11 protein-coding genes are annotated in these 12631 nt (G+C 70.6%); all 11 read right to left on the minus strand.

From position 1 onward, the window contains the following. Positions 1–317 precede the first annotated feature (317 nt). A complete protein-coding gene (gene guaA, locus HNR76_RS07280; protein WP_162309460.1) occupies positions 318–1901 on the minus strand; it encodes a glutamine-hydrolyzing GMP synthase in 1584 nt (527 codons plus the stop codon). Between the two features lie 139 nt (positions 1902–2040). Then, complete coding sequence (gene guaB, locus HNR76_RS07285) at positions 2041–3501, minus strand: IMP dehydrogenase (RefSeq protein WP_162309461.1); 1461 nt, start codon at positions 3499–3501, stop codon at positions 2041–2043. 136 nt (positions 3502–3637) lie between these two features. Further along, positions 3638–4504 carry a bifunctional methylenetetrahydrofolate dehydrogenase/methenyltetrahydrofolate cyclohydrolase FolD gene (gene folD / locus HNR76_RS07290; protein ID WP_162309462.1) on the minus strand — a complete coding sequence of 289 codons (867 nt, stop codon included), beginning with the start codon at positions 4502–4504 and terminating at the stop codon, positions 3638–3640. 121 nt (positions 4505–4625) lie between these two features. Next, positions 4626–5765, minus strand: a complete 1140-nt coding sequence (gene moeB / locus HNR76_RS07295) for a molybdopterin-synthase adenylyltransferase MoeB (protein ID WP_162309463.1) — start codon at positions 5763–5765, stop codon at positions 4626–4628. Positions 5766–5857: 92 nt separating this feature from the next. Continuing rightward, positions 5858–6466, minus strand: a complete 609-nt coding sequence (locus HNR76_RS07300) for an NTP transferase domain-containing protein (protein WP_183982180.1) — start codon at positions 6464–6466, stop codon at positions 5858–5860. Beyond that, a complete protein-coding gene (gene der / locus HNR76_RS07305) occupies positions 6466–7866 on the minus strand; it encodes a ribosome biogenesis GTPase Der (RefSeq protein ID WP_162309464.1) in 1401 nt (466 codons plus the stop codon). Before der ends, HNR76_RS07300 begins: the two co-directional genes overlap by 1 nt. Before the next feature lie 19 nt (positions 7867–7885). After that, positions 7886–9082 carry an outer membrane protein assembly factor BamB gene (bamB, locus tag HNR76_RS07310; protein ID WP_162309465.1) on the minus strand — a complete coding sequence of 399 codons (1197 nt, stop codon included), beginning with the start codon at positions 9080–9082 and terminating at the stop codon, positions 7886–7888. Position 9083: 1 nt separating this feature from the next. Next, on the minus strand, positions 9084–9707 hold the full coding sequence (locus HNR76_RS07315; RefSeq protein ID WP_162309466.1) for a YfgM family protein: 624 nt from the start codon (positions 9705–9707) through the stop codon (positions 9084–9086). Positions 9708–9776: 69 nt separating this feature from the next. Beyond that, complete coding sequence (locus tag HNR76_RS07320) at positions 9777–10625, minus strand: helix-turn-helix domain-containing protein (RefSeq protein WP_162309467.1); 849 nt, start codon at positions 10623–10625, stop codon at positions 9777–9779. Then, complete coding sequence (pilW, locus tag HNR76_RS07325) at positions 10622–11434, minus strand: type IV pilus biogenesis/stability protein PilW (RefSeq protein WP_162309468.1); 813 nt, start codon at positions 11432–11434, stop codon at positions 10622–10624. The genes HNR76_RS07320 and pilW overlap by 4 nt, the downstream gene beginning before the upstream one ends. Then, positions 11421–12629: a dual-specificity RNA methyltransferase RlmN gene (gene rlmN / locus HNR76_RS07330; protein WP_183982202.1), complete on the minus strand. Its 1209-nt coding sequence runs from the start codon at positions 12627–12629 to the stop codon at positions 11421–11423. The genes pilW and rlmN overlap by 14 nt, the downstream gene beginning before the upstream one ends. Positions 12630–12631: the final 2 nt, after the last annotated feature.

Raw genomic sequence — 12631 nt, forward strand, 5'->3', positions numbered from 1 at the left:
GGGCCTAATACGGGGAGGAGGTCATTGACGGCTTTACCGTCGGGTTTTACCGTCTAAGGACTGGAGACCTGCTGATGCCCGGAAAGCCGCATGAAACAAGCTTTGCCGAGAAAACTTTTACCGTCAAAGACGGTAAAAGTCTGAATAGTGAACGAGAATGTCTTAATCCGGCCTCGATTCTTACCGTCAGCGCTACCGTCAATCTTTTTTGCTGGCCGGTGATAGCCACCGATAGATGCCGCGACGTATTTTATCAAACAATCAACACGTTACGACGATTTTTCGATAGCTGGCGATAGTCCTCGAAGGACGTCAATTCACTCCCACTCGATGGTCGCCGGCGGCTTGCCGCTGACGTCGTAGACCACGCGCGAGACGCCGCGGACCTCGTTGATGATGCGGTTGGACACCCTGCCCAGGAACTCGTACGGCAGGTGCGCCCAGTGCGCGGTCATGAAGTCGACCGTCTCCACCGCGCGTAGCGCGATCACCCACTCGTAGGCGCGCGCGTCGCCGACCACGCCCACCGACTTGACCGGCAGGAACACGGCGAAGGCCTGGCTGGTCTTGTCGTACAGGTCGGCCTTGCGCAGTTCCTCGATGAAGATCGCGTCGGCGCGCGCCAGCAGCTCGGCGTACTCGGCCTTGACCTCGCCGAGGATGCGCACGCCCAGCCCCGGGCCCGGGAACGGATGGCGGTAGACCATCTCCCGCGGCAGGCCCAGTTCCACGCCCAGCCGCCGCACCTCGTCCTTGAACAGCTCGCGCAGCGGCTCGACCAGGCCCAGCTTCATGTGCTCGGGCAACCCGCCGACGTTGTGGTGGCTCTTGATGACGTGGGCCTTGCCGGTCTTGCTGCCGGCCGATTCGATGACGTCCGGGTAGATGGTGCCCTGCGCCAGCCACTTGGCGTTCTTCAGCTTGTGCGATTCCTCCTCGAAGATCTCCACGAAGAGGTTGCCGATGATCTTGCGCTTGGCCTCCGGGTCCTGCACGCCGGCCAGGGCATCGAAATAGCGCTCGGCGGCATCCACCCGGACCACCTTCACGCCCAGGCCGTGGGTGTCGGAGGCGCCGGCGAAGGTGGCCATCACCTGGTCGCCTTCCTGCCAGCGCAGCAGGCCGGTATCGACGAACACGCAGGTGAGCTGGTCGCCGATGGCCTTGTGCAGCAGCGCGGCGACCACCGAGGAATCCACGCCGCCGGACAGGCCCAGGATCACCTCGTCCCGGCCGACCAGCGCACGCACGCGCGCGACCTGGTCCTCGACGATCTGCGCGGCGTTCCACAGCGTGCGGCTGCCGCAGATGTCGACCACGAAGCGGCGCAACAGCGCCTGGCCCTGCTTGGTGTGGGTGACCTCGGGATGGAACTGCACGCCGTACCAGCGGCGCGCGTCGTCGGCGAAGGCGGCCACCGGGATGCGGTCGGTGCGGGCGGTGACGGTGAAGCCGGGCGGCGGCACGGAAACGTGGTCGCCATGGCTCATCCACACGTCCAGCCGCGGCGGCGAGCCCGGGTGGTCCTTCAGCCCCTCGAACAGGCGGTCGGCCGCCACCAGCGCGACCTCCGCATGGCCGAACTCGCGCTGGTCGGCCGCCTCGGTTTCGCCGCCCAACTGCTTGGCCATGGCCTGCATGCCGTAGCAGATGCCCAGGATCGGCACGCCGGCGTCGAACACCTGCTGCGGCGCGCGCGGCGAGCCCTCGACGGTGGTCGATTCCGGGCCGCCGGAAAGGACGATGCCCTTGGGCGCGAACGCCGCGATCTGTGCCGGATCATGGTCCCAGGCCCATATCTCGCAGTAGACGCCAAGCTCGCGGATGCGGCGGGCGATCAGTTGGGTGTACTGCGCGCCGAAGTCGAGGATGAGGATCTTGTCGCTGTGGATGTCGGTCATCGGCGGCCGGGGCTCGGCTTCGTTTGGAGTGGTGGTGGCCATCCATGGCGGGACGTGGTCGGCTCCGGGAAGCCCGGCCCGGCCATCCTTGGCCGGGCGTTCGCGGACGCGCGAGGCGGTGCCTCGCAAGCGCGTCCGCTCACCCCATCCGGTAGTTCGGCGGTTCCTTGGTGATCTGCACGTCGTGGACGTGGCTCTCGCGCTGGCCGGCGCCGGTGATGACCACGAACTTGGGCTTGCTGCGCATCTGCTCGATGTCGGCGCAGCCGACGTAGCCCATGGTGGCGCGCAGGCCGCCGATCAACTGGTGGACCACGCCCGACAGCGGGCCGCGCACCGGCACCCGGCCCTCGATGCCTTCCGGCACCAGCTTGTCGGCGTCGGAAGCATCCTGGAAGTAGCGGTCCTTGGAGCCCTGCTCCATCGCGCCCAGGCTGCCCATGCCGCGATAGCTCTTGTAGGTGCGGCCCTGGAACAGCTCGGTCTCGCCCGGCGACTCGTCGGTGCCGGCGAACAGGCCGCCGATCATCACCGTCGAGGCGCCGGCCACGATCGCCTTGCCGATGTCGCCCGAATAGCGGATGCCGCCGTCGGCGATCAGCGGGATGCGGTCCTGCAGCGCCTCGGCGACCAGGTCGATGGCGGTGATCTGCGGCACGCCCACGCCGGCGACCACCCGCGTGGTGCAGATCGAGCCCGGGCCCACGCCGACCTTCACCGCGTCGGCGCCGACGTCGTACAGCGCCAGCGCGGCCTCGCCGGTGACGATGTTGCCGCCGATCACCTGCACCTGCGGGAAGTTCTTCTTCACCCAGGCCACGCGATCGACCACCGCCTGCGAATGGCCGTGGGCGGTGTCGACCACGATCACGTCCACCCCGGCGGCCACCAGCGCTTCCACGCGCTGCTCGGTGTCGCCGGCCACGCCCACCGCGGCGCCGACCAGCAGGCGCGAGGCGCTGTCCTTGGAGGCGTTGGGGTTGTCGGTCTTCTTCTGGATGTCCTTGACCGTGATCAGGCCGCGCAGGGCGTAATCGCCGTTGACCACCAGCACCTTCTCGATGCGGTGCCGGTGCAGCAGCTTGAGCACGTCCTCGTCGCTGGCGTCCTCGCCCACCGTGACCAGCCGGTCCTTCTTGGTCATGATGTGGCGGACCGGGTCGTCCAGCTCGGTCTCGAAGCGCATGTCGCGGCGGGTGACGATGCCGGTGAGCTGGCCGTCGGCATCCACCACCGGCACGCCGGAGATGTTGCGGGCGCGGGTCAGGGCCAGCACCTCGCGGATGGTGGTGTCGGGCCGTACCGTGATCGGGTCGCGGATCACGCCGGACTCGAACTTCTTGACCTTCGCCACCTCGGCCGCCTGCTGCTCGGCGCCCATGTTCTTGTGCAGGATGCCGATGCCGCCCAGTTGCGCCAGGGCCACGGCCAGGCGGGCCTCGGTGACTGTGTCCATCGCCGCCGAGACGATCGGCAGGTTGATGCGCAGGTCGCGGGTGAACCGGGTCGCCAGGGACACGTCCTTGGGCAGCACGGTGGAATGGGCGGGGACGAGCGAGACGTCGTCGTAGGTGAGCGCTTCGGCCTGGATGCGCAGCATCGGCATACCCGGAAAGTGGGGAAGCGCGCCATTATACCTGCGATCCAGGCGCCCTCGCCTGCCTTTGATGGCGGCATGGCCGATTCCGCCGGCCGGCCGGGGCCGGAGGCCGCACCGGGGCCCGGCCACACGCGCCTCAGGCGAGCGCTTCCAGCGCCTCGGCCGCTTCCAGGGTGTTCTGCATCAAGGTGGCCACGGTCATCGGGCCGACGCCGCCGGGCACCGGGGTGATCCAGCTTGCCCGTTGCGCCGCCGCTTCGTAGCCGACGTCGCCGACCAGGCGGCCGTCCTCCAGGCGATTGATGCCCACGTCCACCACCACCGCGCCCGGCTTGACCCACTCGCCCGGGACGATCCCGGGCCGCCCCACCGCCACCACCAGGACGTCGGCATCGCGCACGCGCGCCTCCAGCACCTGCGGCGGAGTGAACTTGTGGCAACTGGTCACGGTGCAGCCTGCGATCAGCAGTTCCAGCGCCATCGGCCGGCCGACGTGGTTGCTGACGCCGACGATGGTCGCGTTGCGGCCGCGCACCGGGCGGTCGGTATGCGCGAGCAGGGTCATGACCCCGCGCGGCGTGCACGGGCGCAGGCCGAACTGGCGCAGGGCCAGGTGGCCGACGTTCTCCGGGTGGAAGCCGTCCACGTCCTTGCGCGGGTCGATCCGGCGGATCAGGCCGGACGCATCGGCGATGCCCGGCAGCGGCAACTGCACCAGGATGCCGTGGATCTTCGGGTCGGCGTTGAGCCGGTCGATCAGCGCCAGGATCTGCGCCTGCGAGGTGCCCGCCGGCAGGTCGTGGTCGAACGCCTCGATGCCCACCTTCTCCGCCGCCAGCCGCTTGTTGCGCACGTATACGGCCGAGGCCGGGTCCTCGCCCACCAGTACCACCGCCAAGCCCGGCCGCGGCCGTCCGGAAGCGAGCCGGGCGTCGACCCGGGCCTTGAGCTGGTCGAGCAGGGCGTCGGCGACGCGGCGGCCATCGAGGATGCGGGCGGTCATCGGGGAAATGCTTGGGTGGCGTTGCACGGGATTGCGCATTGTCCCCGATTCGGCGGCGGCGAGGTAGCGAGCGGGGCCGATCCCGCTCCCCGCGCCCCATCGGCCGCGGTGCGTCCGCGCGTCAGCCGCCGCCCGCGCAGAAGCGTGCGTAGTCGATGTAGCCGGGGAACGGCCGCCCCGGCGCACAGAGCGCGCAGTCCGAGTCGGGCGCCAGGCCGACCTCGCGGAAGCGCATGGCCAGCGCGTCGAACTGCAGCAGGCGCCCGGCCAGCGGCCGGCCGATTCCCAGCAGCAGCTTGACCACCTCGGTGGCCTGCAGCAGGCCGACGATGCCCGGCAGCAGGCCCAGCACCCCGGCATCGGAACAATTGGGCGCGAACTGCGGCGGCGGTGGCTCCGGGAACAGGCAGCGATAGCACGGGCACAGTCCGCGGTGGCGGCCCGCGTCGAACACGCTCACCTGGCCCTCGAAGCGCTGCACCGCGCCGTACACCAGCGGCTTGCTCAGCTTCACGCAAGCATCGTTGAGCAGGTAGCGCAGCGGGAAGTTGTCCGAGCCGTCCAGCACCGCGTCCATCCCCTCCAGCAGCGCCTCGACGTTGGCCGAGGTCACCCGCTCGGCGACCGCCTCCACCCGCACCCGCGGATTGAGCGCGCCCAGCCGCTCGCGGGCCGAGTCGACCTTGGCCGATCCGATGGACGCCTCGGTGTGCAGGATCTGGCGCTGCAGGTTGCTGCGGTCGACCACGTCGTCGTCCACCAGGCGCAAATGGCCGACACCGGCCGCGGCCAGGTAGAACGCCGCCGGCGAACCCAGCCCGCCGGCCCCCACCACCAGGATGCGGGACTCCTGCAGCCGGCGCTGCCCCTCCATCCCCACCTCGGGCAAGCGCAGGTGGCGGGAGTAGCGCTCCAGGAAGTCGGCCTCGTCCGCGTCCAGCGACGGCCGTACCAGCGGCAGCCCTTCCTCGCCCCAGCGCACGGTGCCGCCGGCCACCGACGCGACCCGGGCGTAGCCGGCCGCGCGCAACGCCCCGGCGGCGGCCTGCGAGCGCTTGCCCACCTGGCAGATCAGCAGCACCTCGGCATCGGGGGCGGGCAGGTGCCGGGCCGGCTCGGCTTCCAGCGCATCGCGCTCGATCGCCAGCGCGCCCTCGGCCTGGCCGGAGACGCGCTCGTGCGCCTGCCGGATGTCGACCAGCAGCGCACCCTGGCGCTGGCGTTCGCGCGCCTGCCGCGGCGGGATCTCGGGAATGGACATGGATGGATTATCGGCTGCATGTCGCGGCCGCGAAAGCGGCATGTCCGGCAAGCAGCATCCGTTATGGCCGCACCGATGCCGCCGGGAAGCGCCTACGCATCCCGGGCACGCCTCGGCAGCGCGACGAGCGGCCGAGGCGGTCCGCCCGCCCTGCAGGCCTGGCCGAAACGCACCCCTGCCAGGCGCACCGGCGCCAATCCCAACCGTTCCTGCAGGGCCGACAGCGACCGGCCCGCGCCGGCGGACGATGCCGAAAGAAGCGCGCGCAGCGCCTGGCTCCGGTACAGCGCGACCCGTGGCTGGACGCCCTCATCGTCCTCGGCCACCGCCCCGTTCCCGGCGGCGCACCGCACGAGCGTGCGCACCAGGCAGTCGTTCACGTCGAACACGTCCACCGGCAAGGTAAGCAGCCAAGGAGTGACGCAGGCGGCGGCCAACGCGGCGACGTCCGCGAACGGGCCCGCATCCGCGCCGGCATGGCTGGCGACCGCCTGCATACCCGCCTCGGCATAGCGCCGAGCATCGCCGTGCACACGGATCAGGACCGGGCCGGTCTCGCCGGGAAAGCGCCGCGAGAACCGCAGCGCCCGCGCCAGATCGTCCTCGTGCTCCGGCACCCCGGGGGCCCCGTCCCGCTGCCCGCCGCGACCTCCTGCCAGCAGGCCCAGGGTGATCTCCCCGGCGGCCGGCAGCTCGCGCATCACTTGCCGCGCTTGACGTGGCGTATCAGCCTGCGCTTGCGCGCGACCTGGCGATCGGTCAGCTCGTTCTTCTTGCCTTCGTAGGGATTGGCGCCCTCACGGAACTGCAGCCGGACGGGCGTGCCGACCAGCTTGAAGCGCTTGCGGAAGAAGTTCTCCAGGTAGCGCTTGTAGGAGTCCGGCAGGGCCTTGAGGCGGGTGCCGTGGATCACGAAGGTGGGCGGGTTCTCCCCGCCCGGATGGACGTACCGCAGCTTGGAGACGTGGCCGCGCACGCTCGGCGGCGGGTTGGCCTCGCAGGCGGCCTCGAGCGCCTTGTTGACCTCGCTGGTGCTGAAGCTGCGGATGGCCGAGGCATGGGCGCGATGGATGGCGCGGAACAGCTCGCGCAGGCCCGAACCGTGCGTGGCCGAGATCCGCACCGATTCGGCCCACGGCACGAAGACCAGCTTGCGTTCCAGCATCGTCTCGGCCTGTTCGCGCTGGTAGGTGGTCAGGCCGTCCCACTTGTTGACCGCCACCACCAGCGCGCGCCCGGCATCCAGCACCGCGCCCAGGACGGTGGCGTCCTGGTCGGTCACGCCCTCGGTGGCGTCCAGCATCAGCACCGCCACCTGGCAGCGCTCGATCGACTGCATGGTCTTGACCACGCTGAACTTCTCCACCGCCTCCTCGACCTTGCCGCGGCGGCGCAGGCCGGCGGTATCGACCAGCCGGTACAGGCGCCCGTCGCGCTCCAGGTCGGCGGCGATCGAGTCGCGGGTGGTACCCGGCACTTCCGAGGCGATCATCCGCTCTTCGCCCAGCAGGCGGTTGACCAGGGTGGACTTGCCCACGTTGGGGCGGCCGACGAAGGCGATGCGCAGGCGTGCCGGGTCCGAGTCCAGCGCCTCGGTCGTGCCTTCCTCCGGCAGCCGCGCCTGGACCTCGTCGTGCAGGTCATCCAGCCCCTGCCGGTGCGCCGCCGATACCGTGAGCATCTCGGGCAGGCCGTAGCGGGCGAAGTCGGCCCGCACCGCATCCTCGTGGGTGCCGTCGATCTTGTTGATCACCAGCAGCGTCGGCCGTGCCAGCTTGCGCAGCCAGGCCAGGATCTCGTCGTCCAGCGCCGAGGCGCCTTCGCGCCCGTCGACCACGAACAGGACCAGGTCAGCCTCGGCGGCGGCCGCGCGCGCCTGGCGCGCCGTCGCCCCCGCCAGCCCTTCCTCGTCGCCCGCGATGCCGCCGGTGTCGACCAGGAGGAAGGGGCGATCCGGGTCGAGTCGGCACACGCCGTAGTGGCGGTCGCGGGTGACGCCCGGCTGGTCGTGGACCAGCGCGTCGCGGCTGCGCGTGAGCGCATTGAACAGGGTGGACTTGCCGACGTTCGGCCGTCCCACCAGTGCGACCAGCGGCAGCATGGCGTTCGCCTGCCTGGGGTCAGTCGAGGCGGAAGGCGGTCAGCTCGCCCTGGACGCTCTGCACCAGGAGGATGCCGTCGGCCACCAGGGGCTGGCCCTTGATGGGCTTGCGGCCCACCCGCGCGCGCGCGGCGAACTCGCCGTTGTCCAGGCGCAGCCAATGGACGTAGCCGTCGAAATCGCCGACCACGGCATAGTCGCCCTGCACCGCCGCACCGGTCAGCGAGCGCCGCGCCAGCGCCGGCTGCGACCAGGTCGCGGTGCCGTTGGTCTTGTCCAGCGCGTAGACGCTGCCGGCGGCGGTGGAGACCAGCAGGCTGGACGAGGTCACCCCCATGCCGCCGGCGCCGCCGTGGTCGCTCTGCCACATCGGGCGGCCGCTGGGACCGTCGATGGCCAGGGTACGGCTCTTGAAGCTGGCGGCGTAGAGGGTCGTGCCTTCCAGCACCGGCGCGCCGTCCACGTCGGCCATGCGCTCCAGCTCGCTGCGGCCTTCCGGCAGGCCGATCGCCTGTTCCCACAGCACGCGGCCGTCCTGCATGGTCAAGGCGGTCAGGGTGCCGTCGTCGTTGCCGGAGAACAACACGCCGGGGCCGACGACCAGGGGCGCGTTGCCGCGCACGGTCAGGCTCGGAAGCTCGTGCTCGTGGAACCAGCGGCGCTCGCCGCTGGCGGCGTCGAAGGCGGTGATGCGGCCATCGTTGCTGCGCACGAACACCAGGCCCTGGGACACCGCGGGCGGCGCGATCACCTCGCTGCTCACCTGCGCGCGCCAGCGCTCGCTGCCGTCGGCGGCATCCAGCACGATCACGTCGCCACCCAGGCTGCCCACCGCCACCAGGCCGTCGCCCACGCCGGGGCCACCGGCCAGGCGCAGGCCTTCTTTCTTGTCGGTCTTGTGGTTCCAGGCCTGCCTGCCGGTCTGCAGGTCCAGCGCGAATACGCTGCCCTCGGCCGCGGCGGCATAGACCCGGCCATCGGCCACCACCGGCACCTGCCGGGCGCCCAAGCGCCGCTCGCCATCGCCCAGGCCGACCGACCAGAGCTTGGCCGGGCGCACGGTCGGCTGGAAATCCACCAGTTCGGCAGGCTCGGCCGCCTTCTTGGCCGACGCATCCTTGCCGCCGAACCAGCCCTTGATCGTGCTGCAGCCGCCCAGCGCCAGTACCAGGGCTGCGACCACCGCCATCCGCTTCATCATGTCGGTGCGTCCCATGTCAGATCGGCTCGGCCGGGTCGGGCACGTGCCCGCCGGCGTCCTGCAGTTTCAGTTCCAGGCGCCGGCGCGCCGGCGAGGCCACGTCCAGCGCGGTCAGCGCCTTGCCGTATTCCCCGCGCGCCTCGTCGCGCTTGCCCGACGCCAGCAGGGCATCGCCGCGAAGTTCCAGCGCGGCGCTGTCGGTCTCGCCCTCCAGCAGCTTCAGCGCCTCGTCCTGCTTGCCGGTGGCGTTGAGCAGTTGCGCGAGGCGCTGGGTCACCAGCGGCTGCAGCGTCGGGTCGGCGTCGATCCCGCGCAGGGTGGCGACCGCCTCGTCGACCTTGCCGGCCTCCACCTGGACCTTGGCCACGCGCAGCGCCGCCAGGGTGGCATAGACGCCCTCCTGGCCCGAGAGCGCGGCGCTGGCACCGTCCGCGCCCGCCTCGGTCTGCCTGATGGCCTGTTCGTAGGCCGCATGCACCTGATGGTCCTGCTTGAGCCGGTGCTCGCCCCACCAGCGCCAGCCGTAGATGACGGCGATGCCAAGCACCACGCCGCCGACCAGGGTCAGGGCGTTGTTGCGCAGCCAGCTACGGACGCGTTCGCCCTGTTCATGCTCGTCCAGAAGGTCGTCGATTGCCATGCGAAATCCTGCCCCGCGCCGTGGGCGGCGGGGTCGTGTGTACCAATGGAATGGCGAACCGCGCGCCGGCTACTGGGCCGGCGCCACGGAACCGTCAGAGGATACCGCAAAGCGGGCCACGTTCGCCCGCTGGTACGGCGTCAAATCGACGATACTTCCGCCTTGCTGAACACGTACCACCGCGGCGTTGCCCAGCACGATGCCCTGCACCTGGCCGGCCTCGAAACTGCGCTCGTCGCCGCCGCGCATCAGGCCTTGCTCGATCACCCGGCCGTCCTTGCCGGTCGCCTGCATCCAACTGTCGCCCTCGAAATCCAGCTTGAGCGCCGCGCTGGCGGTCGCGGCCTGCTGGCTGCGGCCCACCGGCGGCGCCAGGGAGGCGACATAGGGCGAGCGGTCGCTGGCCCGAGGCGGCACGGCCGGGGCGACGGTCGTCGCCGGCTGCGGGCGGGCGTCCTCGGGAGAGACGGCCGGCGGCACGGCATCCAGCGAGGCGGTGGCCGGCGGCTGCTCGATGAAGTGCGAGCGGGTGGCGAGCCAGACCGGCACCACGATGGCCGCGGTGATGACCACGTAGACCGCGCGGCGGCCAGCGCTCTCCATCACCCGCCGCACACGCGAGGTATGGGAATGGCTGACCAGCTCCACCGGCACCACCGGGGCGACCTCGGTCTCCAGGAGGGATTCCAGGTCGATGCCCAGCAGCCTGGCGTAGCTGCGCAACTGGCCGCGCACGAATACCGGCGCGCCTATGAACTGCCACCTGCCCTGCTCCAGCGCCTCCACCACGCGCAAAGGCATGTGCAGGCGCGCAGCCACTTCCTGCAGGCCCAGCCCGGCGGCCAGACGCGCTTCGCGCAGCCGTTCCCCACAGCCTCGCGCGTCGCCGCCGACGTTCGCGTTGGATTCTTGGATCACGTTGGATCTTCCCCGGGATTCGCAGTGACGGCATGGGGGAACTCCTCCCTCAGCCGCTGTTGATATCGGCTGGCGGCCACCCTGTCGCCGAGCCTTTCTTCGATCTTGACAGCGAGTTGTAACACGGATGCGTCCGCGGGTGCAGCCGCCAACCGGCGCTCGTTGAAAGCGCGTGCATGCAGGTAACGCCCTTGGCGGAACTGCAGCCGGGCCATGCTGGCCAGGGCGTAGGCATTGGCCGGGTCCAGCTCCAGGGCGCGGTCCAGGTCCTGGCCGGCGCGCTCCACCTGCCCGCTCTCCAGTGCGCAGCCGCCCGCATTGGCCAGGGCCGCGGCCGGCGTGGCGTAGCCCGGCGCGGCCAGGGCGCGATCGAACCAGATCAGGGCCTCGGCCGGATGCTGGTTGGCGCAGAGCCAGGCACCGTAGTTGTTGAGCGCGTCGCCCCGCTGCGGCGCCAGCTCGGCGGCACGCCGGTAACGTTCGCCCGCGCGCGCGGCATTGCCCTGCACCGAATCGACCGCACCCAGCAGCGACAGCGCATCGACCGCCGACGGCTCCAGCTTGAGCGCCCGCAGGGCCAGCTTCTCCGCCTCGGCGAACTCGCCGCCTGCATAGCGCTGCGCCGCCCGGCCCAGCAAGTCGCCGACCTGGACGCGGCGCTTGGTCGCGGCGCTGTCCTCCAACTGGTACGTCGGTGCGATCCGCTCGCTGCCCTTGATCTTGGGCGGCTTGATCGTGGCAGGCGTGGCGCAGGCCGCCAGCAGCAGCGCGCAGCAGGAAAGGAGCGCCGGCAGCTCAGGCCGGCGCATGGCCCCCGGCCTGTGCGGGGCCTTGCCCCTGCTCGACGAGGCTGCGCTGGAATTCCGCCTGGCGCCGGGTGCGGTCCATCACCTGCCCCTTGAGCTGGCCGCAGGCCGCGTCGATGTCGTCGCCGCGGGTGCGGCGGACCATGGTCAGCACCTGCGAGTCGAGCAGGATCTTCTGGAAGGCGCGGATCTGCGCCTCGTCCGAGCGCTCGTAGCGGGTGCCCGGGAACGGGTTGAACGGGATCAGGTTGACCTTGCCCGAATCGCGCGCCTGCACCACGTTGTCGAACTGGCGCATCAGCCTGGCCAGTTGGCGGGCATGTTCGGGCTGGTCGTTGACGCCCTTCATCAGGGTGTATTCGAAGGTGACCGATTCGCGGCGGCGGTTGGCCTGCAGGTAGCGGGCGCAGGAGGCCATCAGCTCGGCGATCGGGTACTTGCGGTTGAGCGGCACCAGCGTCTCGCGCAATTCGTCGGTCGGCGCGTGCAGGGATACGGCCAGCGACACGTCGCTCTCGGTGGAGAGGCGGTCGATCATCGGCACCAGGCCGGAGGTGGACAGGGTGACCCGCTTGTTGGCCAGGCCGTAGCCCAGGTCGTCGCGCATCACGCTCATCGCGCGCACGACGTTGTCGAAGTTCATCAGCGGCTCGCCCATGCCCATCATCACCACGTTGGTGAGGCGGCGCTGCTGGTGCGGCACGTTGCCCAGGTGGCGGGCGGCCACCCAGACCTGGCCGACGATCTCGGCGGCGGTCAGGTTGCGGTTGAAGCCCTGGGTGGCGGTGGAGCAGAAGGTGCAGTTCAGGCCGCAGCCCACCTGCGAGGACACGCACAGGGTGCCGCGCCCCTTGTCGGGGATGTACACGGTCTCGATGGCGTTGCGGCCATCCTCGCCCATCGCCAGCAGCCACTTGTGGGTGCCGTCGGCGGAGGGCTTGTCGAATACGACGTTGGGGACGACGACCTCGGCATGCGCGTGCAGCTTGGCCCGCAGCGCCTTGCCCAGGTCGGTCATCCGGTCGAAGTCGGTGACGTAGCGGTGATGGATCCACTTCATCACCTGGTGGGCGCGGTAGCGCTTCTCGCCGAGGATCTCCTCGAAGAAACGCTCCAGCCCGGCGCGGTCCAGTTCCAGCAGGTTCTGGCGCAACCCGCCGCCGACGATCGGCTCGCCGGCGGTGGTGACGCTCGGAATGA

This window comes from Pseudoxanthomonas broegbernensis, from assembly GCF_014202435.1.
GTDB lineage: Bacteria > Pseudomonadota > Gammaproteobacteria > Xanthomonadales > Xanthomonadaceae > Pseudoxanthomonas > Pseudoxanthomonas broegbernensis.